16 protein-coding genes, 1 tRNA gene and 2 pseudogenes are annotated in these 26,752 nt (G+C 64.8%); 13 read left to right on the forward strand and 6 right to left on the reverse strand.

Annotation, left to right across the window (positions count from 1 at the left end; all coding sequences use genetic code 11):
• A partial coding sequence (locus KIH81_RS10875; protein WP_214305358.1) for an IS3 family transposase occupies positions 1-80 on the forward strand: 80 nt, incomplete at its 5' end.
• Positions 81-192: 112 nt separating this feature from the next.
• Here KIH81_RS10875 and KIH81_RS10880 read toward each other — a convergent pair.
• Complete coding sequence (locus tag KIH81_RS10880; RefSeq protein ID WP_236029556.1) at positions 193-1,461, reverse strand: FAD:protein FMN transferase; 1,269 nt, start codon at positions 1,459-1,461, stop codon at positions 193-195.
• Between the two features lie 363 nt (positions 1,462-1,824).
• On the opposite strand from KIH81_RS10880, the gene KIH81_RS10885 reads away from it, so the two are divergent.
• The 3 genes from KIH81_RS10885 to rsmI all read left to right on the forward strand — a co-directional run bounded on the left by KIH81_RS10885 (position 1,825) and on the right by rsmI (position 4,644).
• Complete coding sequence (locus KIH81_RS10885; RefSeq protein WP_214305360.1) at positions 1,825-3,159, forward strand: MFS transporter; 1,335 nt, start codon at positions 1,825-1,827, stop codon at positions 3,157-3,159.
• 198 nt (positions 3,160-3,357) lie between these two features.
• Positions 3,358-3,430 (forward strand) — tRNA-Ala (locus KIH81_RS10890).
• Positions 3,431-3,537: 107 nt separating this feature from the next.
• Entirely contained in the window at positions 3,538-4,644 is a 1,107-nt protein-coding gene (rsmI, locus tag KIH81_RS10895; RefSeq protein ID WP_214305339.1) for a 16S rRNA (cytidine(1402)-2'-O)-methyltransferase, read from the forward strand.
• On the opposite strand, the gene KIH81_RS10900 is transcribed toward rsmI, so the two are convergent.
• Both KIH81_RS10900 and KIH81_RS10905 read right to left on the reverse strand, forming a co-directional pair.
• Positions 4,645-4,986 carry a variant leucine-rich repeat-containing protein gene (locus KIH81_RS10900; RefSeq protein ID WP_236029557.1) on the reverse strand — a complete coding sequence of 114 codons (342 nt, stop codon included), beginning with the start codon at positions 4,984-4,986 and terminating at the stop codon, positions 4,645-4,647.
• Between the two features lie 113 nt (positions 4,987-5,099).
• Positions 5,100-5,714 (reverse strand): annotated as a pseudogene (locus tag KIH81_RS10905) (hypothetical protein); the annotation flags it as partial.
• A 512-nt stretch (positions 5,715-6,226) separates the two neighbouring features.
• Between KIH81_RS10905 and metG the strand changes: the two are divergent.
• Positions 6,227-8,101 (forward strand): methionine--tRNA ligase, encoded by a 1,875-nt coding sequence (metG, locus tag KIH81_RS10910; protein WP_214305340.1) that lies wholly within the window; start codon positions 6,227-6,229, stop codon positions 8,099-8,101.
• A gap of 577 nt (positions 8,102-8,678) precedes the next feature.
• Here the strand turns inward: metG and KIH81_RS10915 are convergent.
• Positions 8,679-10,007, reverse strand: a complete 1,329-nt coding sequence (locus KIH81_RS10915) for an extracellular solute-binding protein (RefSeq protein ID WP_214305341.1) — start codon at positions 10,005-10,007, stop codon at positions 8,679-8,681.
• A gap of 315 nt (positions 10,008-10,322) precedes the next feature.
• On the opposite strand from KIH81_RS10915, the gene KIH81_RS10920 reads away from it, so the two are divergent.
• The 8 genes from KIH81_RS10920 (at position 10,323) to KIH81_RS10955 (ending at position 24,424) form a co-directional block, all read left to right on the forward strand.
• On the forward strand, positions 10,323-14,384 hold the full coding sequence (locus KIH81_RS10920; RefSeq protein ID WP_214305342.1) for a fibronectin type III domain-containing protein: 4,062 nt from the start codon (positions 10,323-10,325) through the stop codon (positions 14,382-14,384).
• A 262-nt stretch (positions 14,385-14,646) separates the two neighbouring features.
• Positions 14,647-16,062, forward strand: coding sequence for an MFS transporter (locus tag KIH81_RS10925; protein ID WP_214305343.1), 1,416 nt, complete (start codon positions 14,647-14,649; stop codon positions 16,060-16,062).
• Positions 16,063-16,227: 165 nt separating this feature from the next.
• Positions 16,228-17,520, forward strand: coding sequence for a LacI family DNA-binding transcriptional regulator (locus tag KIH81_RS10930; protein WP_214305344.1), 1,293 nt, complete (start codon positions 16,228-16,230; stop codon positions 17,518-17,520).
• Positions 17,521-17,731: 211 nt separating this feature from the next.
• The gene (locus tag KIH81_RS10935; protein ID WP_214305345.1) at positions 17,732-17,899 is read left to right on the forward strand and encodes a hypothetical protein; all 168 of its coding nucleotides are present in this window, start codon (positions 17,732-17,734) and stop codon (positions 17,897-17,899) included.
• 144 nt (positions 17,900-18,043) lie between these two features.
• Complete coding sequence (locus KIH81_RS10940; RefSeq protein ID WP_214305346.1) at positions 18,044-19,597, forward strand: MFS transporter; 1,554 nt, start codon at positions 18,044-18,046, stop codon at positions 19,595-19,597.
• Positions 19,598-19,820: 223 nt separating this feature from the next.
• Entirely contained in the window at positions 19,821-20,777 is a 957-nt protein-coding gene (locus tag KIH81_RS10945) for a TatD family hydrolase (RefSeq protein WP_214305347.1), read from the forward strand.
• A gap of 279 nt (positions 20,778-21,056) precedes the next feature.
• Positions 21,057-23,495: a KUP/HAK/KT family potassium transporter gene (locus tag KIH81_RS10950; RefSeq protein WP_214305348.1), complete on the forward strand. Its 2,439-nt coding sequence runs from the start codon at positions 21,057-21,059 to the stop codon at positions 23,493-23,495.
• A gap of 68 nt (positions 23,496-23,563) precedes the next feature.
• The gene (locus KIH81_RS10955; RefSeq protein WP_214305349.1) at positions 23,564-24,424 is read left to right on the forward strand and encodes a class II glutamine amidotransferase; all 861 of its coding nucleotides are present in this window, start codon (positions 23,564-23,566) and stop codon (positions 24,422-24,424) included.
• An 11-nt stretch (positions 24,425-24,435) separates the two neighbouring features.
• Here KIH81_RS10955 and KIH81_RS10960 read toward each other — a convergent pair whose 3' ends face one another.
• Together KIH81_RS10960 and KIH81_RS10965 are read right to left on the reverse strand one after the other, a co-directional pair.
• Positions 24,436-25,269: an HD domain-containing protein gene (locus KIH81_RS10960; protein ID WP_214305350.1), complete on the reverse strand. Its 834-nt coding sequence runs from the start codon at positions 25,267-25,269 to the stop codon at positions 24,436-24,438.
• 439 nt (positions 25,270-25,708) lie between these two features.
• Positions 25,709-26,629 (reverse strand): annotated as a pseudogene (locus KIH81_RS10965) (ATP-binding cassette domain-containing protein); the annotation flags it as partial.
• Positions 26,630-26,752 lie beyond the last annotated feature (123 nt).

Here is a 26,752-nt window from a genome sequence, read left to right on the forward strand (position 1 = left end):
ACTGGAACACCAAACGACGCCAGAAACGACTGGAGGGACACACCCCGGAGGAATTCCGGAACATGTCCCTCACAGCCTGATCAGGTACCCTTAATAAACCACGTCCAACTTCCAGGGCGCAGTTCAGTACAGGCGTGACTCCCCTCAGTCAGCTTTGCTGACAGCTCCCCTCAAAGAGGGGAGCCGGTTGCGTTAATGCATGAAAAACCCACCTGGAAAATCGGGGGATTGGGCGGCGGTGCGGTCGGCGTTGAGGATGGCGCACTGGAAATCGAAGTGATGGCGCAGTTGTTCGGCTGGCGTGATGAACAGGGCGGTCGCCAGGCCGTCTGCCGTGGCGGTCGCCAGACCATCTGCCGTGGCGGTCGGGAATCTGTGGTCGGGACGCACCGCAACCCATGTGGCGGCCACATCATCAACCGGCAGACCGTCGATGGCATTGAGCAGATGATGCAGCTGGTGTCCGGCCGCTTCGCCCCAGTGGCGGCGGCTGGGCGCGCTGGCGCAGAACGCATCATTACTCATCGTTGCGGTGCCTGCCGCACGACTTGGGTCCGCGGGATCCTCAAGCGCGATGGTGACGGTTGTTGCGGCCGGTTCATCGTGGGTCGCGGGCGTGCCCGCAACATCGCAAGTCGTCATGTGGCCGTTCGATGCGTAGCCGACCGTGCGAATCAGCAAATCGCCCCCCGCATCGATAACGTATGCATCGGTGTGTTCCCGCAGCATCCCCGCAATCAGATCGACCAGATAGCCCTTGCCGCACGCACCGAAATCAAGCGCGACCGGACGGCGGGTCACCAGCGTCGTGCCATGACGCTCCACGTCGGTTTCCCAGGTCGCCCGACCATGAATCGCGCCTAAATGCCATGTGACGGACTGGCCGTACGCGCTGACGCTCAGCGCGGCCGGATTGCCGGAAGCGTCGGGCGTGCCGAGTTTGTCGGAATCGCCGTCTTTGCCGGGTTCAATGGCATCGGGCGACACGGTGAACGAGTAGGACGAGTCGTACCCCAACCGAATCAGATCCTCGCCTACGCACGGGTCGATTGCGCCACCGGTGGCCTCGAACAGTCGATCGTACAAATCGAACAGAGGGCCGCACCAATCAGGGAAAACGAATGTGCCGCCATGTTCGGCCCCGCGCATCCGCGATACCGGCGAATCCGGGCGGAAGCGGGAGAGTGCGGATTCGTACGTGTCGATGAGGATGTCGATGGCGTCATACAGCAGGATACGGTCATCGGCATCGTCGGTTCCGAAGAAGGCGCTGTTGCCGGGGGTGACCGGGTTGCTGACATTGGTATTGGCGCGGCTGCCAACGTTGGCGTCGTCGTCCCGCAGCACAGGCGGAACGTCGATGGACATACCCATGTCAAGCGCGGACTGGACAATCAACCCCGTGCCCAAGGCGTGCGGGAATGCCATCGTATGCGGAAGCTGCTCATCGAGACCGGTCATGACGCCATCATAGATGCCGGTCCCGGTCGACGGACTCGCCCTGACGGTCCGCGGTCGGCGTCGATCCTTTCCAGAGGCGGCCGGGGCGTGCGATACCTGTGCCGATCTTAGCTCAATAGGGTTTTGCTGGGCCGGATCAGGATTTTCCGTCTTGCTTACTTGCGGGAGAAAGCTGGAAGCCGAGTATCCGAGGTGGGAAAATGGCGAAATGTCGTTGGTGTTCGCCGGGACATCGGTGATACACTGCTATTGACATGGTGTCAACAAGGAGGTTCGACAATGGCTGATTCCATCACGCAATCCGCAGGCGCGGCATCGGACGGACGTGCAATCCATGCGATCAAGGACCTGCCGATCGCCAAGGTGTGGGCCTTCGCCATCGGCCAGTTCGGCTGGGCGCTGCTCTCCGGCATCATCTCGAACTGGCTCGTCTACTTCTACCAGCCCGACCAGGAGACCATCAGCCAAGGCCAGACCGTCTTCGTGCCGCAGGGTCTCGTGGTGCTCGGCATCGTGACCGTGGTGGGCGGCATCACCGCCTTCGCCCGCTTCTTCGACGCCTTTGTGGACCCGGCCGTGGCCTCACTTTCCGACCGGTGCAACGCCAAATCCGGCCGTCGCATGCCGTTCCTCAAGTTCGCCGCCGCGCCGCTCGCCATCGTCACCGTGCTCGTGTTCTGGAGCCCGATCAACGGCACCAGCTGGGTCAACGCCGCGTTCCTGTTCGTCACCGTGATCGGCTACTACATCGCCCTCACGTTCTACTGCACGCCGTACAACGCGCTCATCGCCGAGCTCGGCCACGACTCCAAGCAGCAGCTGACCATTTCCACCGCCATCTCGTTCACCTGGGTGTTCGGCACGGCGATCGCGTACGTGGCGCCCGTGATCTGGGGCGGACTGGTGCCCGCACTGGGCCGCATCACCGCCATCCGCGTGACCTTCACCATCATGGCCGCCGTGGCGTTCGTGTGCATGCTGATCCCGCCGCTGGCCATCCGCGAGAAGGACTACGTCAACTCGCAGCCCACCTCCGAATCGACCATCGAATCCCTCAAGCAGACCTTCGGCGACGGCGAATTCCGCAAGTTCGTCTGCTCCGACGTGGTCTACTGGGTGGCCATCACCACCTTCCAGACCGGCCTGCCGTTCTTCGTGACCTCCCTGCTCAAGCTGCCGGAAACCACCACGACCATCTACTTCGTGCTCATGACCGGCGTGTCCGTGCTGTTCTACCTGCCCGTGAACCTGCTCGCCAACCGCGTGGGCAAGAAGCGTCTGCTGCTCGTGGCGTTCGTGATCTTCACCTGCGCGTTCGCGTTCGCCGGTGCGCTCGGCTCCGGTGCGCTCGCCTTCATGCCGGCGATGGCTCAGGGTCTGATTCTTTCGGTGGTGGGTGCGATTCCGATGGCCGCGTTCGGCATCCTGCCGCAGGCCATCGTGGCGAACATCGCCGACGCCAGCTCGCGCGTGACCGGTCAGGATCGGCAGGGCATGTTCTACGCCGCCCGCACGTTCGCGATGAAAATGGGCCAGTCCGTGGCGATGCTGCTGTTCACCGGCGTCTCCACGATCGGCATGGCGTCCGGTGCGGGCTACCGCATCGCGGCGGTGTGTGCGGCGGTGCTATGCGGCCTGGGTGGCATCGTGTTCGCGTTCTACAACGAGAAGAAGGTGCTGCGCGTGCTGGAGAGGTGATGCTTGCTTTTCGGTGTGCTGCCGGCGATTCCGTGATTCCGGGCATGTGACCTGTGTGCCGCCGCCGGCCGCTCCGGCGCACTCCGCCGCGTGCCTTCAACACGCCACCTCACAACACACTGACGGCCCGAATTGCGTTTGACCGCCCCTCGTACTATATTTATGCGAGTTGCTTTGCGGAGCAGAGCAACAATCCAAGGGGCTGTAGCTCAGTTGGTAGAGCGCTTCGTTCGCATCGAAGAGGTCGCGGTTTCGACTACCGTCAGCTCCACTTGGGTCGCTTGCATTCATTCCACCGCGAGCGGCCCATTTTCTTTTTCACCCGCAAAACCGCGCAAAGGATCGCCGTTGCTCCGTGGCTTGGGGAATACTGGGGGTATGACGAATGCAGCCGATTTCACCGAACAGTCCAGCCTCGAAGACGCCGCCAGCGCCGATGACGTCGAGGGCATCGAAAACGTTGAAAGCAACACCGGCGACGTCGTAAACGCTGACGGCGCCGAAGACTCCGAAGGTCTCAAGGGCACGCAAGAGGTGAACGTCGACAGTCCGGAGGAAACCGAGACCAGCGTCACCACGGCGGTCAGTGCCGCGGCCGTGACCATCCCCGCCGGAACCGTGGTGCTTGCCGCCACCCCGATCGGCAACACCGGCGACGCCTCCGCCCGCCTGGTCGCGCTGCTCGAACGCGCGGACATCGTGGCCGCCGAGGACACGCGCCGTCTCTATGACCTCGCCCGCCGCCTCGGCGTGCATGTGAACGGCCGCGTCGTGGCCTACCACGATCACAACGAACGCGGCAAGGCGGACGGCCTGCTCGATCAGGTCGAGACCGGCGCCACCGTGCTCGTGGTCTCGGACGCCGGCATGCCCACCATCAACGACCCCGGCCTGGCCATCGTGCGCCGCGCCATCGAACGTGGTCTGCCCGTCACCTGTGCGCCCGGCCCCTCCGCCGTGCTCGACGCGCTCGCCCTCTCCGGTCTGCCCACCGACCGTTTCTGCTACGAGGGCTTCCTGCCGCGCAAGCATGCCGAGCGCGTGCAGTACCTGCGTACGATGCTGGGGGAGCGCCGCACCATCGTGTTCTACGAGACGCCCCACCGCATCGCCGATTCCATGGACGACCTGCTCGACGCCTTCGGCCCGAATCGTCCGATGGCCCTGTGCCGCGAGCTCACCAAGGATTACGAGGAAATCCGTCGTGGGCCGATCGGCGAGATTCGCCAGGGCGTGATCGACAACCCGCCGCGAGGCGAGATGGTGCTGGTGATCGGCGGCGCCTCCGACGAGGAGGCCGAGGCCGCCGCGCCCAGCAGCCTGAGCATCGAGGACATGGCCGTGCTCGCCATCGACCGCGCGCTGGAAGACGGCATTCGCATCAAGGACGCCATCGCGCAGGTGGTGCAGGAGCATCCGCAGGCGGACGGCTCGCTGGCCAACCGCAAGCAGGTTTACGCGGCCGTCCTGGAAATCAAGGGCTGATCACTCCTCCTCCATCGATTCCAGCAGTATCTCCAGCGCTCGCCTGACACCCGGCCCGCCGGCCTGGGAGACGTATTCAAGCAGTCCGGCGTCAGCCTGCGGGTTGGCCACCAGCCAGCGACGTAGTTCGGGCACGTTACGCGCGATGTGCCACAGCACGTCCGGGTCGGTATCCGGCGAACAGGCCACGGCCGGCGTCAGGACGATCGGCGGCTCGGGCGGCGCGGTCATGTCGGGAATCGCATCGGCGGCCGATTCGTTGCCCGCGGTTTCTCCCGGCAGCCGCTGCCGTTGCCGCAACGACCCCAATCGTCCGGTTTTCGCGCGATGCCGCCCGATCATGCGCCTGCCCCCGGTTCCGAATCCGGTTCCCGGCTCGGCCGTGCTTCAGTATCCGCGTCCGATGTCGCCTGCGGTTTCTTAGTGCCGGGCCGGGTATCGGACCGGGAGGGCCGAACCATCGAATCAACCGGCACGTCGTCCATCTCCCGCTGAATCGCCTCGAAAAACGCGCGCGCCCGGCCGGCGTATTTGTGATGGCGATGCTCCTTGATGATGCTCAGGCAGTCGTTCGCCCGGAACCGGTACGCGCTCATCAGCTGGCAGACCACGTCGTTGATAAGCGTGGGCGGGGCCGCGCCCTCCGGCATCATCGCCAGATCGCATGCCGTGCGGGCCGGCGTGGTGATGGGCAGACGGCCCAGTTTGATGATCTGCTCGGGCAGCGTGAGCCGCCGGAAGACGCGGATGCGGCGGCCCGCGGACGTGGAACGGAAGTGTGAGGTGGAGATCACGTCGATGGTGGCTGGGAAGCGGTCGCCTCCCAGCCACACCCATGCGGCCGTGAACATGCAGGCCACGGTGCCGAACGGCGCGATGCTGGAGATGATGGTGGCCCGGCCGTACAGCGTGGTGGCGTGGTCGGACCAGTATCCGGCGGTTTCGTCGAGCTTGGTGACCGTGCCGAACGCGGCCAGACGATTGAGACTGAGCGGTCCGGGCAGATCCTTGGTGAACAGGACCGGCGGAATCGTGGCCGTCTCCTGACGGGCTGGGATTCGCGAGGAGATGGACGCCCTGGTGGCGGAGGAGATGCTGCCGGCCGGCGGCTTGGCCGGCGCTCTGGGGTTTCGTGCTGTGTTATCCATGTCCCGACCATAAACGGGGCGACCGGTACCGCGCCACCGCCGACCGCGAAACGGTGGATAAGTGGATAACTTGCCCGTCTCGGTCAGGGAATGTGGATAAGTCGGTGGATAAGTGATGTCGGAGAGGAGGGGTTGCGGTCTTTTCGGTACAGAAGACAGTGGATTCTAGGCTGGAAAGACCGCTGAAATGGCGATTTGCGGTCGTTTGAGTACAGAAGTCGTGCGTTTCTGTACTGAAAGGACCGCTGGAAAGGAGATTTGCGGTCTTTGGAATACAGAAAGTCGGTGCTTCTGGGCTGGAAAGGCCGCTGAACAATCGGCTGTGCCGTGCTGATTTGGATGGCGGTCGCAAAATGGCCCAGCAGAGCCGTTTTTACGGCCGCTTCCATGGCTCGGCGGCGTTCTGCCCAAGGGCAGGCATAAACTTTGACCTTATGAGTCATGTTTTGGTGAATGTTGCTTGGCCGTACGCGAACGGCCCCCGTCATATCGGCCACGTCGCTGGATTCGGCGTGCCCTCCGATGTCTACGCGCGCTACGAGCGCATGAAGGGCAATGATGTCCTCATGGTCTCCGGCACGGACGAACACGGCACCCCGATCCTGGTGGAAGCCGAGAAGGAGGGCGTGACCGCCCAGGAGCTGGCGAACCGCTACAACCGCGTGATCGCCAAGGATCTGTGCGACCTCGGCCTGAGCTACAACCTGTTCACCCGCACCACCACCGGCAACCACGAGCATGTGGTGCAGGAGATGTTCAAGCAGTGCCTGGAGAACGGCTACATCTACAAGGGCACCCAGCAGGTGGCCATCTCCCCGTCCACCGGCCGTACCCTGCCCGACCGCTACATCGAAGGTACATGCCCGATCTGCGGTGCCGAGGGTGCCCGCGGCGACCAGTGCGACGCCTGCGGCAACGAGCTGGACCCGGACGAGCTCATCAACCCCGTCTCCAAGATCAACGGCGAGACCCCGCGCTTCGAGCAGACCGAGCACTACTTCCTCGACCTGCCGGCGCTCGCCGAGGCCAACAAGGCGTGGCTGGAGACCCGTAAGGGCTGGCGCACCAACGTCATCAACTTCTCGCTCGGCCTGTTCAAGGAGGTCAAGCCGCGCGCCATCACCCGCGACATCGACTGGGGCATCCCGGTGCCGGTCAAGGGCTGGATTGACAACCCGAACAAGAAGCTGTACGTGTGGTTCGACGCCGTGATCGGCTACCTGTCCGCCTCCATCGAATGGGCCCGCCGCCAGGGCGACCCGGAGAAGTGGCGCGAATGGTGGAACGACCCGACCTGCCCGGCCTACTACTTCATGGGCAAGGACAACATCACCTTCCACTCCCAGATTTGGCCTTCCGAGATGCTGGCCTACAACGGCCAGGGTTCCAAGGGCGGCGAGACCGGTCCGATGGGCCCGCTCAACATGCCCGAGCAGGTGGTGGCCTCCGAGTTCATGACCATGGAAGGCAAGAAGTTCAGCTCCTCCCGCGGCATCGTGATCTACGTCAAGGACATCCTGTCCCGCTATCCGGTGGACGCCGTGCGCTACTACATCTCCGTGGCCGGTCCGGAATCCTCTGACTCTGACTTCACCTGGGCCGAGTTCGTGCGCCACAACAACGAGGAGCTGGCCTCTTCCTGGGGCAACCTCGTCAACCGCGTGGCCAACCTCATCAACAAGAACTTCGGCCAGATCCCGGCCCTGGACGAGGACTCCATGACCGACGAGGACCGTGGCCTGCTTGAGGAGACCGCCGCCGCGTTCGACGTGGTCGGCTCGTCCATCGAGACCCACCACCAGAAGCACGCCCTCGCCGAGGCGATGCGTGTGGTCGGCGACATCAACAAGTACATCTCCGCCACCGAACCGTGGAAGATCAAGGACGACCCGGCCCGCCTCGGCACCGTGCTGCACGTGGCCGCCCAGGCCGTGTCCGACGCGAACCATCTGCTCGCGCCGTTCCTGCCGCATTCCGCGCAGAAGGTGTGGGAGGCGCTCGGCGGCACCGGCATCTTCTCGCCGCTGCCCGAGCTGCGCGAGGTCGAGGATCTCGACAAGCCCGGCTTCACCTACCCGATCATCACCGGCGACTACCAGCTGGGTGTGAACGTGCACCCGTGGAAGAGCGAGCCGATCGAGGTGGGCGCCGTAGTGCCGAAGCCCACGCCGATCTTCGCCAAGATCCCCACCGAGGCCGTGGCCGAGGAGCTGGCGCGATTCGACGAGGCGCTGGCCGCCCGTCGCGCCGCCGAGGCCGAGCGTCTGGCCGCCGAGAAGGCCAAGCTCGCCGCCGAAAAGGCCGAGTAAGCCGGAAATCTCCGCGATCGGGGGTCGCGATACGGGTCCCGATCTCCCGGTTTCGTGAAAAAGGCACGCTGACATGCACTCAGCGTGCCTTTTTCACGAAGTATGGGATTGTTGCGAAAGAAAGGCACGCTGACTGCCGCTCAGTGTTACTTTTTCACGCGGTCGGGCTTTGTTTCGTGAAAAGTAACGCGCGACTAATGCGCGACTCTTGGTCGGCCGAGCATTTGCCGGTCAACCGTGCATCCATCGGGCAACGACGCCATCGATGTCGGGCGACGTCACAAACCCGACACAGTTTGCCCAGAATATTTTCAGACAAGCGCATCGAATCGCTCAGTAAGGGGCGGTTAACTAATACATGTCAGCGGATGGAGTTCACCAACGAAATCCATTCCGATGGCGAGGTTTTAACCCCATAACTGAACCCTTCTTCTCTCTTCTCTCTCACCCGGCGGCTCCCTCCGCCGGGTTTCTTTTTTGCGCGCCAAAGACGCCGAACCGGAGGAAGCTGCGTAACCGGGGAAGCCGGCCGTCCCTCAGCCGGCAAGGCGCCCCCGTCCTCGCCATCACGACGAACCTACTTGACCGTGAAGCCTTCCTGCTGGCCGTAGGTCTTCAAGGCGTCGCCCCATTGCACCAACGCCTTCTGCAGCGTGGTCTTGCCGTGGTAGACCTGGCCGATGGAATCGACCGCGATCGAGTTCGCGTACGCCATGTACGGCAGGTATTCGAAGTCCGTGGTCACATCCTTGGAGGCCTGCGCAATCACCTGATGTGTGGCCTGGCCGCCGAAGAACGGGTCTTTCTCATTCAGCCAATCGGGGTCGGAGAGCACCGAATTGAGCGGCGGCAGACCACCCTGCTCAAGGTTCACCTGCACGCCGTCGCCGTGTGCGAACCATTCCGCGAATTCATAGGCCGCCTGCGCCTTGGCGTCGTCCGAGCCCTTGGGCAGGGCCAGCGCGCCGCCGCCGTTCTCACCGTTCGCATGTTCGCCGGTCGAGTACTGCGGCATCGTGGTCACGCGCCACGAGCCCTTGGTGCGCGTCAGATTCTTCTGCATGGAGGAGACCATCCACGCGCCGGTCAGCATAGTGGCGATGGAGCCGTCGTCCAGCTTGCGCCACCAGTCGTCGGTCCAGCCGGTGGTGGAGGTATCGATGAGCTTGCTGTCCAGCATCGACTGCCACATGCCGGTGAACTTCTTCACGTTCCTGCCGCCGAAATCGACGCCCACGGTGGTGCCGTCCACGCTGAACGGCTTGGCGCCAGCCTGCCAGAGCATGGAGCTGATGAAGCCGCCGTCGCCCGTGTCGTTGGTGATGTGCGCGCTGCCGGGCATGGCCGCGATCTTTTCGGCGGCCTCGCGGTACTCGTCCCACGTGGTCGGCGCCTCGTTCACGCCCGCCTTGGCGAGCACGTCCTGGTTGTAGAACATCACCATCGGGCCCGAGGAGATCGGCAGGCCGTACGGCTGGCCGTTCACGGTCACGTTGTTCTGCGCGGCCTTGGTGAAGTCGCCGCGGATGCTCTTGAAGCCGTAATCGTTCACGCTGCGCAGCTGGTCGGAGATGGCGAACTGGTGCACGGCGTTGAAGTCGAGGTAGACGAGGTCCGGGATGCCGCGGCCCGCGTTGAGCGCGTTGGTCAGCTGCATGTATTCGTCCTCGTTGGCGCCGGCGTTGGTCACCTTCACCTTGATGTTCGGGTGGGCCTTCTCGAACGCGGTGACGAAGTCGCTGATGGTGGACTGCCAGGTCCACAGCGTGATTTCGGTGACGCCGTTGCCGTTCGCCGCGCCGCCGCCGGACGTGCCGCCGCATCCGGCAGCCGTGCCGACCAAGCCGACGGCGACGGCTGCGGCCATAACCGTGCGAATCTTCAGCGCGCGAGACAGACGAGACATGTGCAGACACTCCGATGTTGAACTGGACAATAGGGCGAATCTCTGTCTGGAGAGTCTACCTTCGCTCCGCGCGCGAGGGCCATGAATGATGCCATATTCGCCGGAATTGGCAAAGAGCGGCAATACCGCGCCGAATCGGCCGCGGAGACAACGGCAAGAAATGGCAAACAATGGCAAACAACAGCAAAACCGGCATGGCAAAAAACGGCAAACGTACGCACGGTCCTATCTTGTGAGTCGTGATCCGGGATGACCCGGCGGACCGAAGAAGGTTTCGGCCCGGGAATTGCAAGGATGTGCAAGAAAGGGACTGCAATGAGGCTCAACCTCAATGGCGTGTGGGACTTCTACCCGAACGGCGGGGAAGAACGCTATGACATCGTCGTGCCGACTTGGTGGGATTCGCTGAGCCGCACCACCGGCTACCCGGCCGAGTGGGAGAAGGGCCTGCGCCACGGCGTGTACGTCAAAACCGTGGACCTGCCGGAGAACATCACGGACGAGGACGTGTTCCTGCACGTGGGCGCGCTCGCCACGCTCGGCAAGGTGTTCGTCAACGGCCAGTCCGTCGGCCCGCTCACCACCAAGGGCTACCTCATGACCCTGCTGCCGTACGACCTCGACATCAACGATGCGGTCAAGCCCGGCGCCAACGAGATCCGCATCGAAGTGTGGTCCGTCAAGGCCCTGCCGGAGGACGCGCTGGCCACCGAGGGTGGTCCGGACCGTCTACTCTTCCCATTCGGCGTGGAGAACATCGTGGGCCGCGTGGGCATCGGCGAGGACGTGGAGATCGTCACCAAGCCGAAGCTGCGCATCGACGACCTGCAGATCATGCCCGACCTCAAGAAGAACGCCGACCCGTCCGACGATGAGCTCGCCGTCAACGTCACTATCGTGAACCACACCGGCCAGGACGCCGACCTGACGCTCGCCGCCGCCGTCCACCCGGTCAAGGGCGACACCGAAACCGCCTCGCTCACCTTCGAGCCCGCGGCCGTGCACGCCCCGGCCGGCAAGGAGACCGTGGTCAAGCTGGCCAAGGGCTGGCCGACCGCCCACTACTGGTCCCGCACCGACCCGTTCCTGTACACCGTGGACGCCGCCATCGCCCCCGCTTCCGCGCCGGCCGACGCCGCCTCGATCCACGAGCTGTCCGACCGCTTCGGCTTCCGCCAGTTCTGGCGCGAAGACGACAAGTACATCATCAACGGCGTCAAGATCCGCCTGCGCGGTGACTCCCTGTGCCTGCTCAACCAGGGCGACCGCGACCTCATCAACGAGATCGGCGACGCCTATGGCGTGATTCTGGACGACAACCACGCCATGGACGAGATGGCCAAGGTCTGGCTGGACGCCTACCGCCACGCCAACTGCAACATCATCCGCAACCACATCCGCTCCGTGCCCTCGCACGTGCTCATGGACCACGCGGACGAGACCGGCATGCTCCTCGAGGAGGAGACCGCCTTCTGGAACCCGGGCTCCACCTCCAACGTGTCCCTCGATCCGCCGTACTACCTCAACTACTCCGACGAGGCCATCGGCTACTACACCGAGTGGGTCGAGCGCTGGGTGCGCGAGTACCGCAACCACCCGTCCATCGTGCTGTGGTCCACCACGAACGAGGCCTGGAACCCGAACGATGCCGAGATCCTCATCCCGCCGCTGGAAGCCGCCGCGAACCGCGAGGACCCGACCCGCATGGTCATCAACGACGGCTTCAACAAGCCGATCACCAACGAGGACTCCCGCCACTACTTCGGCGGCTATCCCTCCGGCATGACCAGCGCCCCGGACATCTACGACCTCTACCAAATCGACGGCGACCTGCCGCTCGGCGCGGGCGAGGAGTTCTCCGTGTCCACCGCCGGCATCCCGCAGTACGCCGAGGACGGCACCATCAAGGACATCTACCACGGCCGCCTCAACGGCAACCCGGACACCATCTCCCGCGCCGACTTCGGCCGCGAGGTGGGCCGCGTGACCCGTGGCGTGCGCACCACGCGCATGGCCAACTGGAAGCCGTTCTGCCTGTCCATGTTCATCTACGACAACATCGAGAAGGTCATCGAGCTCGACCAGGAGCACACCAAGCACGGCCTGAACCCGAAGGCCCTGCTGCGCCCGCAGTTCGACCCGACCGCCGAGGGCGACGCCCGCTGGATCGAGGGCGATGGCTACCGCTACTTCGCCAACTCCTACTCGGACGTGGCCGCGTTCGACAAGGAATTCGACAAGGAACCGCGCCTCGGCCTGCCGCACCGCATCTACCAGCTCGGCACCGCCTCCCAGCGCACGCTGCTCGTCTACAACGACGAGGAGATCGACGGCACCGAACTCGAGGTCCGCTGGACCGTCTCCGCGCTCAACACGCAGGACGGCACCGTGCGCGAGGTCGAATCCGGCTCCAAGACCATCGAGGTGGAGCACGGCGAGTTCACCGAGCTGCCCATCACCATCCACGTGCCCGGCGAGGTGGAGACCTACGAGTCCAAGCTCATCGAGACGCTGAGCGTGGTCAAGAACGGCAAGCTCAAGTTCACCGAGGACAACTTCCTCGGCTGGATCGGCCGCCCGGCGCCCGCCAAGATCGGCTCCAACAGGCCGGTCATCGACCTCGGCACCGTGGACTGGGTCTCCCGCAACGTCAAGCACTGCCTGCACCTCAAGCAGGAGGGCGGCGCCCTGAGCGAGAAGTGGACCGCCCGCGTGGTGGACGACGCCAACGGCTCCATCAGCTTCGAACGCCTCGCCGGCAACCTGCGCCATGAGCAGGAGCTGTTCTACACGGTGAACGTGGCCGGCCTCGAATCCGGCAAGGAATACACCGGTCAGATCGAATACACCGGCGAGAACGGCGACACCGTGACCATCACCGTGAAGTTCACGGCCGGCAAGATGCCGTGCGCATGCCAGGCCGCCAACAAGGCCCTGGGCGCCACCGTGCGCGTGAGCTCCTCCTCCGAGCGCAACGGCTGGACCGCCGCCTCCCTGGTGGACGGCGAGTTCAACGCCGACTACAACCACTTCGGCTGGTCCAGCGAGCCGAGCGCCGAGAACCACGACGAATGGGTGGTGCTGAAGCTCGCCCATCCGACCACCGTGTCCCAGGTGGTGCTCGCCCCGCGCGGCGAGAATCCCGGCGGCACCGTGGCCGAGGCCTTCCATGGCGAGGGCGAGGGCGTCGGCGGCGTGCAGGAGTTCGCGGCCGGCCACCGCGCCTTCGACCCGAACCAGGGCCAGGGCTTCCCGGTCGACTTCACCATCTCCGTCTCCGCCGACGGCAACGCCTGGACCAAGGTCGTGGACAAGCACGGCTACGCCCTGCCGGACAACGGCAAGGCCCGCGCCTTCGACTTCTCCCCGGTGGACGACGTCCGCTTCGTCAAGGTCGAGGCCTCCAAGCTGCGCGCCAACCCGAACGAGCATGACGAATACGCCCTGCAGCTCGTGGAGATCGCCGTCTACGCCGATCACCACATGCCGGCCATCCCGTCCGAACCCATGGACGTGACCGTCTCCGTGCAGGCCCATGACGTGCAGGTCGGCTGGGCGTTCGCCTCCGACGGCCGCTCGCCGATTCTGGGCACCACGCTCACCCTGACCAACGCCGCCGGCGAGGTGATCCCTGCCGCGGTGAACGGCACCGACACCCACGCGCTCATCGCGGACGTGCCGGCCGGCGAATGGACCGTGACCGTCCAGGGCCGCAACGAGATCGGCGAGGGCGAAAGCGCCACCTCCGCCGCCTTCAAGGTGGGCCGTGCCGACGCCAACGAGGTGGACGACCTGCTGCCGGTTCCGAAGGCCCCGGTGGCCGAGCTGCTCGTGGAGTCCGGCTCCGTGGCCGTCTCCTGGGACGACGTGGATACCCGCTCCGGCTTCGGCAAGGGCGGCACCAACATCCACCTGACCCCGGTCGACCCGGCCTCCGACCTGCCCAAGCGCACCGCCTGGGCGCCGATCGGCACCACCGCCTACACGTTCGCCAACGTGGCCCGCGGCACCTACCAGGTGACCATCGAAGCCACCACCGGCGAGGACAAGGTCTCCCCGGCGTCCGAGCCGAGCGAGCCGATCATCGTGGCCGCCGTGCCCGCCAAGCCCAACAAGCCCGGCGTCACCTCCTCCGGCGACACGATGAACGTGACCTGGCAGGCCCCGGCCGACGGCGGCACCCCGGTCACCTCCTACGTGCTGACCCTGCGCAACCTCACCGAGAACACCGTCAAGGTGGTCAAGGCCGAGGCCGGCGAGGAGGCCAAGAGCGTGTCGGGTCTGACGGCCGGCAACTACACGGCGTCCGTGATCGCGGTCAACGCGATCGGCATGTCCGCCGAGTCCAGCCCGTCCCTGCCCTGCCTGATCAAGTAGGCGATACAGGGAGCCGAAAACCCTATCTTGGCTCCCCTCTCTGAGGGGAGCTGTCAGCGAAGCTGACTGAGGGGAGCCCCTGAGGAGCTAACCGTGGCGCTCCCCTCAGTCTCACTTCGTTCGACAGCTCCCCTCAAAGAGAGGAGCCAGGAAAGGTAACAACAAGATTTGCCGCTGCCCCGGCAACGGCGAGCGGTGTGGTGCAGGAGAGGACCTGCGGCGCACCGTGGAACACAAGGAAAGAACTAAGGAGTTCTCAAGCATGAGCACTGCAACAGCGCAGCCGGCGAAGAAGACGCCGCAGAAGCTGACCTGGCTGAACATCGTCGGCTATGGTTCCGGCGATCTGGCCAACAACATCGGCTGGCGAATGATGTCGATGTTCCTGGCCACCTACTACATCTACATGGGCATCGACCCGGTGACCACCGCCAACATCTTCCTGTTCGCGCGCTTCTTCCAGGCCGTCGTCTACCTGCTCGCCGGCAACTACGCTGACCGCGTCAAGCCGAACAAGAACGGCAAGTTCCGTCGTCTGGTCGTCGCCTTCGGCGTGCCGATGATGGTCGCCATCTGCCTGATGTACACCATTCCGGCCGACGCCGAGATGGGCATCAAGGTGGCATGGGCCATCGTCACCTACCTGCTGTACCAGCTGCTCGGCGCCCTCGGCGGCGTGCCCTACGGTGCATTGCTCGGTGCCATGACCCAGGACCAGAACGAGCGTCAGCGCCTGTCCTCCGCCCGTATGGTCGGCGGCGCTCTGTTCGGCCTCATCGTCACCTTCACCTTGGCTCCGGCCATCAACAACGTCAAGGATCAGGCCGCCCTCGCCAAGCTGATGCTCCCGATCGTGTGCATCTTCTGCCTCGTCGGCGCACTGATTTACGTCTTCCTGTACAAGACCACCATCGAGCAGATCGACGTGCCGACCCAGCCCAAGGTCTCCTTCGCCGATACCCTCAAGGCCATCTTCACGAACCCGGCCCTGCTCATCCTGTGCTTCGCCACCGGCTTCTACCTGATCGCCACCTGCGTGGGCTCCATCGGACCGATCATCGCCAAGGAAGTCCTCGCCAACGGCGCCGACGCCGGCACCCTGGCCCTCATCACCACCCTCGTCACTCTGATCAACGCCTCCATCGGCGTGATCGCCTCCCCGTTCGGCCCGGTCATCGCCCGCCACCTCGGCAAGAAGGGCGGCTGGTACCTCGGCTGCGCCCTCGGCATCCTCGGTGGCGTGATGTTCATCTTCGTCACCAACGTGTGGCTGTCCCTCGTCGGCCTGGCCCTCAACGCCATCGGCGCCCAGTTCTGCGGCAACTACGTCTGGGGCATGGAAGGCGACACCGTTGAGTACTACGAGTGGAAGACCGGCAAGCGCACCGATGGCGCCGCCATGGCCGGCCTGAGCTTCTTCCGCCAGATGTTCGGCGCCCTGACCTCCTGGCTCGGCCCGGCCATCCTCGCCTTCACCGGCTACAAGTCCGGCATGAACGTGGCCCAGGATCCGACCGTCGCCGAGAACCTGCGCCTCGCCGCCGGCCTCGTGCCGCTGATCGGCTTCGTGATCTCCGCCGCGATCATGTTCTTCTACCCGGTCACCGAGGCGAAGTTCAAGCAGATCAAGGCCGAGCTCGCCGAGCGTCGCTCTGCCACCGAGGCTCAGCAGGCCTGACCCCTGGCTCCCCTCGCTGAGGGCCGAGCCGTGAAGCGGGAAGTCCGGTGGACTTCCCGTAGGTGAGGTGAGCGGCTGTGCCGCGAAGGCTCCCCTCGCTGAGGGGAGCCACTTCTCTATCGCTATAGTATGGAATCCAAGCGCACGTAGGGGAAAGAGGTGACGATGGCACAGCGCAAGGCTACGGATCGGGTGCGTCTGAGCGACGTGGCGGATGCGGCCGGCGTGGCCATCTCCACCGTCTCCCGCGTGTTCAGCAACCCCGGCCGCGTGAACTTCCAGACCGTGGAGCATGTGCGCGCCGTGGCTGCCGAACTCGGCTACCGACCCAACCCGCGGCACCGGAACGCCAGTGCCGGCGGGCCCGAATCCGCAACCGTCGCCGGCCTCGCCGCCAACGACGGCGATTCCTCGCAACAGTCCGGATTCGGCACGATCGACAGCCCGTCGCCCCTCGGCCAGACCGCCGGCGAAACCGTCTCGGCCAGCGATTCCACCGCGACCCAATCGTCTCGAACCCACCAATCGCACGCCACCGCCATCCCGCAGGGCAACGGCAAGCCCGCTGCCACGGGCGGCGGCATCGTCGCACTCGTGGTCAAAGACACGGCCGACGGCGTCTCCTCGCAGATCCTGAAAGGCGCGCAGATCACGGCCATGGAATCGGACAGTGCCGTCGGCATCATCGAAACCGGCCAATCCCAGCCGCGCACCCAGCAGATGCTCAACCATCTCAAAGGCAAGGTGAACGGCATCATCCTCGCCTCGGACGCGCCCGGCATCGACTTCATCCGCAACTACGCCAAGCAGGTGCCGCTCGTGGTGCTCAACCGGCCCGTGGACGGCGTGCCCAGCGTGGTGCCGGACCCGCGCATCGGCGTGGTGCGCGCGCTGAGCCTGCTGCGACGCTACCATCACACGGCCGTGACCTACGTGGCCGGACCGGGCGCTTCCTGGGCCAACCAGTCGCGCTGGTCCTGCCTGCACGACATCGGTCAGCGCATGGGCTTCCGCATGAACCAGATCGGCCCGGTGCATCCCACCGTGGAGGGCGGCTACCAGGCGGCCCTCGCGCTGGAAGGTTCCAGGCCCACCGCCGTGATCACGTACAACGATCTCATCGCTGCCGGCATCGTGCTGCGACTGACCGCCGACGGCGTGCGTGTGCCCGAGGACGTCTCCGTGATCGGCTTCGACAACACGCTCATCGCGCCGGTCGTCACCCCGCCCATCACCTCCATCCGCATCCCGCGCGCGCAACTCGGTCAGACGGCGGTCCGCCTACTGCTCGGCCGCGATTCGGGCGCGTTGCGCAACCCCGCGGACGCCCAGCTCATGGAGAAGCTGACGGAGCTCGGCGTGCGCAACGAGGACGAGCAGTCGGACACGGTCACGCTGGTGGACACCTCCATCATCGTGCGGCGATCGGTGGGGGAGCGGCGCACCGTCGTCGATTAGCGCGGATTCGTTGTGCTGGTCCGAGCGATCCCGTCGGACCGATCATCAGTACTGTCGTTGACGGCTCGTCCGCAATTGCAGACAAACTTCGTTCGCATTGTTACTGGCTCGACTGCCATCTCGCACATTGCCCGCAAACAGCTCTGCTGTTTGCTTCACGGCAATGTCCCGTCAGGGAAGCCGGGAAATGACTCAGCAAAGGAGCATCATCATGGAACACATCGCATTGGCCGCCACCACGCTCGCGGCCGACTGGACGGGCGCCCTGCAATCGCTCGGCGGCGCCTTCGGCAAGGCGGTGGTGGTGATGGTCGTCGTCGCCATCGGCGGCTTCCTCATCGACACCGTGGCCAAGTTCATCGGCACGCGCATGAAGTGACCACGCGACCGTCGTCCCGACCGTCGCCCGTCCGCCGCAATCGTCGCGGCTGACACGGCCGGCGCGAGGACATCCCGGCTCACTACACTTGAGGTAACGGGACCGAGGCGTTATCAAGCCCGCACGCAGGGCCGGGAGGCAATCATGTCAGACGACACCAGTCGGGCGCTGCGCGAGGCGCTGACCGGCGACCAGCCGCGCAAGGTCACCCTGCGTCAGGCCATCGGCTTCGGCATCGGCGACTTCTACGGCGGCGGCCAGCTCACCATCATCGCCACCTACCTGTCCCTGTTCTGGACGCGGTTCTGCGGCATGTCCATCGCCACCGCGCAGACCGTGATCGGCCTGAGCGCGCTCATCAGCGCCGTGGCCGCCCTCCTGTTCGGCGTGCTGGACGACAACCTCTACCGTTACGACATCGGCCGCAGGTTCGGCCGTCGCCGTTTCCTGCTCATGCTCATCGGCCCGCTGATTCTTTTGGGCATCTTCCTGTGGGTTCCGGGCCTGCCGGTGGCCGGATATGCGGCCGCCTACGTGTTCTGGGTGGTGCTCGCGCAGGCCTTCCAGACCGCCTACAACCCGTTGCCCGGCGAAATGACGCCCGACTTCAACAGTCGCACCAAACTTTCCACCGTGCGACTGTTCATCTCCACCTGCGCGGGTACGGCCATCCCCGTGATCGGCAGCGCGGTGCTCGCCACATTCGGTGAGACCACGCCCACCGGATACATGACGTTCACCATCACCACCACCGTGCTGTTCGCGCTCGCCGTGTTCGCCTGCTGGCGCAGCACGTGGGAGATGAGCCCGGAAGCCGCGGGATTCGGCGCCTACGCGCGCGGCGAGGTGCGCGAGGGTCATATCGGTGCGGCCGGCTGGTTCAGGCGTGCCGGCAAGGTGCTGCGCGAATACGCCAGCACCCTGCGGATCAAGGAATTCCGCAAGCACCTGTCCATCTACCTGCTCGTGCAGGTCTCGATGGACGTGTTCGGCCAGACCTTCGTGTTCTTCGTGATCTACAACTGGAACCACACCGCCGCGTTTGCCTCGCTCCTGCTCGGCTGCGCGGTGGTCTCCCTGCCGCTCATGCCGGTGTTCGGCTGGGCCATGACGAAGATCGGGCCAAAACGCCTGTACGCCATCAACTTCTTCGGCTGCCTGGTGGGCGTGGGGTGGCTGTTCGCCGCGTGGATGCTCGTCGGCGTGCTGCCCGGCGCGGCCTGGACCGTATTCGCGGTGGCCGGCGCGCTGTGGTTCTTCGCGTTCAAATCGTTGTGCGGCTACCTGCCGTGGGCCGTGTTCCCGTACATCGCGGACATCGACCAGATCGTCACCCGTCGCTACCGGTCGGCCACGTTCTCCGGCATCCAGGCGTCCTTCCGCCAGCTCGGGTCGGGCCTCGGCACCATCGCCGTGGGCGTGATTCTGGGGGCCGTGGGATTCGACGCCACGCTGCCCGCCCAGTCGTTCGGTGCCAAAATCGGCCTGGGGGCGGTGCTGCTCGGCTGGTTCGCCTTCGCGATGATCATCTGCTGGATGGTCTCCGCCCATCTGGTGATCAACAAGCGCACCGATTCCATCGTGCTGGCCGAAATCACGCGACTGCGCAACGGCGGGTCCAAGACGAGCGTGGACCCCGAGGTGCGCCACGTCGTCGAACGCCTCACCGGCCTGCCCTACGACCAGTGCTGGCGGTGAGCGCCGCCGCGGCGCCCCTCCTCTTGGCTCCCCTTGAAGGACATTGCCGTAAAGCAAACAGCAGGGCTGTTTGCAGGCAATGTGCGAGACGACAGTCGAGCCATAAAACGCGAACGAAGTTTGTCTGCAATTGCGAGGAGCTGGCGGCGAAGCCGACTGAGGGGTAGTCCCGGATTTAATGGCATCCGAAGGATGTGAACGCTGCGGCATACACTGGGAAGCCATGAGCAAGCACCATCGCGACCGTAGCTGGGCACCGGCCCCCGAGCCGCTGCCCGAAGACGCCCACACCATCGACAGCCACACCCATGTGGCCTCCGTGATCCCCTTCGCGCGGGCCATGGACCATGAGGCGCAGGCCAAAGGACAGCCCGCCGTGCCGGTGTACGACGTGGATCAGCTGCTCTCCCAGGCGCGAAGTGTCGGCATTGGGGGTATCATCGACTGCGGTTGCGAGTTGCCGCACCTGATGACCGCCGTGCAGATGGCCCTCGATCATCCAGGTAATGTGCACGCGGCGCTCGCAATTCATCCCAACGAGGCCGTGCTCCACGGACACCGCGGCGTGCCCGGCCCTGACGGTCTGGACATTAAATACAAGCCCTACCACGACGTAAGCTTCGAGGACGCGCTCGCCGAAGTGCACCGTCTCGCCACGCAATACCCCGACCAGGTGGTGGCCATCGGCGAAACCGGCATGGACCTGTTCCGCACCGGCGCGGGGGCCATGGAAATCCAGCGCGAGGCCTTCCGCGCGCACATCGCGCTCGCCAAGGAACTGAACCTGCCCATGCAGATCCACGACCGCGACTCGCACAAGGAGGTCATCGAGACCCTGCTGGCAGACGGCGCCCCCGAACGCACGGTGTTCCACTCCTACTCCGGCGACCGCGAGATGGCCGAGATCGCGCGCGAACAGGGCTGGTACCTGAGCTTCTCCGGCACGGTGAGCTACAAGGGCAACGACGGCATACGCGAATCCCTGCGCATCGTGGGACTTGACCACGCCATGGTGGAGACGGACGCGCCCTATCTGACGCCCATGCCCTACCGCGGTCGCACCAATGCGCCCTACATGATTCCCTACACGCTGCGCGCCATGGCCGATACGCTCGACCTGCCCGTGGCCGAGGTGGCGCGCGGCACTCGCCGCACCACCCGCACGGTGTACGGGATTTAGTGCGATTCTTGGCTCCCCTTGTCAGGGGAGCTGTCAGCGAAGCTGACTGAGGGGTAGTCCATATATTCGATGCGCCCCTCAGTCGCCTACGGCGCCAGCTCCTCTAACAAGGGGAGACAGGAGCCGGAACAAAAACCAGACAGTCCGCCGCATTTCTGTAAGTTGTGACGGTTTCGTTACGGCGCTACCATGACATTCGGCAACAAGCGTGATAGGATGTGTTGAGTTAGACAGAGGAAGTCGCGGGTGGGGGTTGGTCCCGCGCAAAGGACTGAACGTATGGCCGAGTCGAATAAACGAACCTCGCGCGCCCCGAAAGCCGCGACCAGGGCAATCAGCAAAGCCAAACAGGAGGAAGAGGCCCTGCTCAGGGCGGACACCTTCACCAATGCGCCCAAGGTCTCCCGCCGCACACTGACCCGCGAGGAGCGCGAGGCGCTCGCCAAACTCAGGGAAGCCGAGAACAAGGAGGCCGAAAAGCTTGCCTCCGCATCGTCCAAGGGCCGTCTCGGCCGATGGTGGGCCCGCCTGCAGTCCGGACCGGATAAGATCACGTGGGGCATGGCCATCGTGGCGCTCGGCGTGGTCTACGGCGACATCGGCACCTCCCCCCTGTACACCGCACAGACGTTCCTGTCCGGCCAGGGCGGCATCGGCAGCGTGGACCGCGCGGCGGTGCTCGGCATGCTCTCGCTGGTGTTCTGGTCCATCACGCTGATCACCACCGTCAAATACGTGCTCATCGCCATGCGCATCGACAACAACGGCGAGGGCGGCATTTTCGCGCTCTACTCCCTGATCCGCCGTCACGGCGCGTGGCTCGCCATCCCCGCCATGCTCGGCGGCGCGGCGTTCCTGGCCGATTCGGTGCTCACCCCGGCCGTCTCCATCAGCTCCGCCGTCGAGGGCCTGCAGACATTGCCGCCGCTGGAACAGCTCTTCGACGACAATCCGAGCCTGACCCTGATGATCACCGTGGTCATCATCGTCGTGCTGTTCGCCGTGCAGTCGCGCGGCACCGAAAGCATCGGCCGCGTGTTCGGCTCCATCGTGCTCGTCTGGTTCAGCTTCCTGGCCATCGTGGGCGTGGCGAACCTCTCCAACGACTGGTCCGTGTTCGAGGCCCTGAACCCGGTCTACGGTGTCCGGTTCCTGTTCAGCCCGCGCAACGCGGCCGGCATCGCGCTCATGGGCACCGTGTTCCTCTCCACCACCGGCGCCGAGGCGCTCTACTCGGACATGGGCCACGTGGGCCGCGGCAACATCTACTTCACCTGGCCGTTCATCAAGGTGGCGCTGGTGCTCAACTACTTCGGGCAGGGCGCATGGATGCTTGCCAACGATCGCAACCCGGACTACACCACCATGCGCACGCTCAACCCGTTCTTCCAGATGATGAGCCCGAACGTGCGCTACCTCGCCGTGATCCTTTCGGTCACGGCCGGCGTGATCGCCTCCCAGGCCCTCATCACCGGCGCGTTCACCATGGTCTCCGAGGCCACGCGCCTCAACTGGATGCCTCACTTGCAGGTGCGTTACCCGGCCCGCACGCGCGGCCAGCTCTACATCCCGGTAGTCAACGGCGTGCTGTGCGTCTCCACGCTGCTCGTGCTCGCCATCTTCAAGGATTCCGAGCACATCTCCGCCGCATACGGCCTGGCGCTCACCGTCACGATGATCACCACCACCGTGCTGCTCGGCGTCTACATCTGGCATTCCGGCCGGCGGTTCTGGGCGTCCGTGTTCGTGGTGCTGTTCCTGGCCATCCAGACCCTGTTCTTCGTGGCATCCATGGCCAAGTTCCTGCACGGCGGCTGGTTCACCTGCCTGCTGACCTGCGCCATCCTGTTCGTCATGGTCACCTGGGACCAGGGCACCAAACTGGAACGCGCGCAACGCCGTCACATGCAGCCGCAGGACTTCCTGCCCGCGCTCGACAAGCTGCACGGCGACTTCCGCATCCCGTACTTCGCGGACAACATCGTCTACCTGACCTCCGATTCCGAGACCAAACGACTCGACACGGACATCTTCTTCTCCATCTTCGCCGACCATCCCAAGCGCGCCCGCGCATGGTGGGCCGTGAGCGTGGAGACCACCGACGAGCCGTTCACCCGCGAATACTCGGTGGAGCGCTTCGACACCAACTACATCTACCGCGTGCGCATCCGGCTGGGATTCAAGGTCTCGCAGTCCATCCCGGCCTACATCCACCAGATCATGCACGATCTGTCCAAGTCCGGCGAGCTGCCCAAGCAGAAGTCCATCTACCCGAAGGTCGACTCCGACCCGGACATCGGCACCATCCGCTATGTGCTCATCCACAAGGCGCTCATGCCTGAGTCCAAGGTCTCGGCGTGGGGCGCGCTCTCGCTGCAGGCCAAGTACACCATCCGCCGCGTGGCCGGTTCGCCGGTCAAGTGGTTCGGTCTGGCGCCGTACAACCCGCTGGTGGAGGTGCAGCCGCTGTTCGTGTCCACGCGCCGTCCGCCGCGACTGCAGCGCATCGAGCCGCTCCCGCGCGCATACGCCGAATCCGTGCGTATCGACAAGGCCGACCCGGCCGCCGTGCCCGATCCGATGGACACCACATCCGGTCTGGGCCGATTGGTCCATGCGCCTGAGGCCGCGGTGCCGGCGAGCCGCCCGGTTGCCGGGAAAGGCGACAAAAACGCCGTCCGTCCGCCACGTCCCGCCACACGTAAATCCCGCTTATAAGCGGCCTATAAGGAACACCTATAACGCCCGCCGCAAGTCCTTGAAGAACTCCAGTATCTTGAAATACCATGTGCAGATTACTGGGATACGCCACGGCCGGCTTCAACGTGAGCCTCAACGCCATTCTGGGCTCAGAGAACGCTGCGGACTTCCGCGAGCTCTCCGAGATCCACAATGACGGTTGGGGTGTCGCGCAGCTCTCCGACCCCGCCGAAGCCCCGTACATCCGCGACGGCGGCGCCCCCACCCCGGAAACCGGCACCAAGATCTACAAGTCCACCATCGCCGCCCGTTTCGACTCCACGTTCGAGGCGCTCGCCAACGAGCCCGCCCGCGGCGCCCTGTGGCACCTGCGCCTAGCCAGCTCCAACCTGCCGCTCATCATGGAGAACCAGCACCCGTTCTACGCCAACGGCCTGAGCTTCATCCACAACGGCGACATCTCGGATGCCAACGGCCGCAACATCGTGACCAACCGTTCCTACCCGGTCGACCACAGCATCCTGCTGTCCACCGGCGGCCGCTCCGATTCCGCCATCTTCTTCGCCGTGATCCTCGAGTACATCGGCTTCGGCTTCCCGCTCGACGAGGCCGTGGCCCAGGCCGTGCGCGAACTGCGCCAGGCCTACCCGAAGTCCAGCTACAACTGCATGATCCAGTCCGAGGACCAGCTCGTGGCACTGCGCGCCTCCGGTCGTGAGGTCACCAGCCCGCGCATCGTGGAGATCTACGACGAGTACGGCCGCGGCGAACAGGCCGCCGACTACCGTGTGATGCGCTACCGTGCCCTGCAGGACGAGAACGGCGACCCCGCAGGCGTGGTGGTCTCCTCCTCCGGTTACGACCAGGAGGATTGGGACGTACTGGAGAACGACCAGATGATCGTGGCCTCCAACCGCAACGGCACCTTCCGTCTGCGTTCCATCTGATCAGTGGCGCCTCAGATCAGCCGCATCTGATACTTTTCGGCCAGCGCCGGGATATCCGGCACGCCGTACTTGGCCACCAGATCCAGCCAACGTTCCTTGTTCTCCTCGCCGTACCGTTCGGCGCGCTTTGTATAGGCGTCCACGGTCAGGAACTTCGGCGGCACCGACTTGCTGTGGAACTTGTCGGCGTACATCACCACCTCCTGTTCCAGATTCATCGGCACGTAGTCGTCCGGCGGCAGCGGCAGGTCCTGCCGGATCACGTCCTCGCGCGTGAGCCCCACGCCGGTGTGATTGCGGCAGAACTGCGCGATGGACTCGTCCACGCCCTCCTTGAGCAGGTACTTATAGCCCTTGAGGCCGTGCAGGATGTACTTCTTGCCGCTGAACTTCAGCGGTTCGCCGTCCGTGCCGTCGTGCTTGAAGACCTTGTAGGTGCCGATGTCGTGCAGTAGGCCGCCGATGAGTACCAGATGCTCGTCCAGCAGTCGCGGCGGCACATGACCTCCGGTCACGCCCGCGGTGGGCGGCACCAGATAGGCGGGCGCGCTGGGGGAGGAGGTCGCGGTGGCATCGGACTGGCCTGCATCGCGCGCAGCCGCGTCATTGCCAGCGGCAGTCGTGGTGGTAGCGGCCGTCGTAACCGCGCGGTCGCCCCATTCCGGCGCGTCCTTCGGTAACGTGCAGCGCCGCGTGAACAGCGCGTTCTGCCGGCGCACGATCTGGCAGGCGATGGTGGCCACGATCACGCAGTGCGTGTGCACCAGCTCGTAGGCCTCCTCGGACGGCGCGATCTTCCTATGCAGCTCGTCGATCTGCTGGACCGTTGGAATATATCCGCTCATTGCCGCCCGCCTCCGTAATCGTGTCATTGGTTTCAACGTCTCCATCGCTAGGTTAGCGCGGGAAATCATCCCCCGTAATGCAAAGGCTCTGTTAAATCAAAATTGACATGGTCTCATTCTCGGCTTCCCTTGTCAGGACATTGCCGTGAAGCAAACAGCGGAGCTGTTTGTAGGCAATGTGCGAGACGACAGTCGAGCCAACAGAACGCGAACGAAGTTCGTCCGCAATTGCAGGACGAGCTGTCGCCGAAGGCGACTGAGGGGTAGTCCAACGAGAGTTCGGTCGCATGGCCCCAAGATTTGTTATTGGTTCTGATGCCTTCACCATTAGGGTACTGCCCGGAATGTACCCCCTTAACGCAAATGGCCGGGAGATTCGATTCACTATCGAATCTCCCGGCCATCTCAAGACCGTAAAACGTCTCGCCCGCGCGAAACGTCAGATCTCGAACAGCGTATCCGCAGCCTCGGCGATCTCACGGGACGCGGTGAGCACGATCACGCAGCGCTTAGGATCGCCGCTGTGGGCCAGCTTGGCCAGCGCGGCGAACACGGTTACGGTATCGTCCTCATTCAGCCCGTGCGTCGGCTCGTCGAGAATGAGCACCTCAGCCTCGGTGCTGATGGCGCGCGCGATGGCCACCAGCCGCTGCTGCACCTCGGGCAGCTTGCCGACCGCCACGCCGCTCGTCGCCTCCGTGAAGCCCACCTTGGCCAGCAGCTCGCGGGCGATCACCGGCTTGGGCTTGAGGAAGTTGCGGTTCGAGGCGTTCATCGCGTACAGCACGTTCTTCTCGGCGTCCAGATACGGCTGCAGGGCGTGACGCTGCGGCACGATGCCCAGGCGATGGCCGCGCAGCTCGATCGGCTCCAGTTCGGCGATGTTCGCGCTCTTGTTCATCACCGCGCCCGCCCCCGGATGGATCAGGCCGGTCATCACGCCCATGAGCGTGCGGCGCTTCACATCCGCGGTCAGGCCGGAGTCGGGGTCGTCCTGGATGAGCAGCGCATAGGAATGGCCGGCGTAGCAGGAGAATCCCACGTTATCCAGCAGCATCCTGCCCTTGGGGCCGTGCATGGTGACCTTGTTGAGCGCGTATGTGGGGTAGGTCTTGAGCAGCACGTCGTCCGCGCCGCCGCCCACCAGCACGCGGTCGATGCGTGAGGCCAGCGTCATGGTCGGCTCGGACTTGGCGCCGGCCTCCTCGTGGCCCGCCAGAGGGTTCTTCGCGTCCGACTTGGCCAGGGCCAGCGTCTCGTTGACCTTCTGCGCGTTACGTGCGGTGACCTCGGCAGAGGCGTTGGCGGAAGCCAGGGCGTCCGCTTCGGCCTCGCTCGGCTCGTCGCCGGCGTCCGCGGACGGTCGCGGCGGGAGCGCCACGTCCGGCACCGGTTTGGCATCCGCCTTGGCGGTCGCGGCGGTGTTCGTACCCGTCTCGACGGCCGTGGTTTCGTCCGTCTTGTTCTCGGCCGATGCGTCGGC

Source organism: Bifidobacterium miconisargentati (genome assembly GCF_019331675.1).
GTDB classification, from domain to species: Bacteria; Actinomycetota; Actinomycetes; order Actinomycetales; family Bifidobacteriaceae; genus Bifidobacterium; species Bifidobacterium miconisargentati.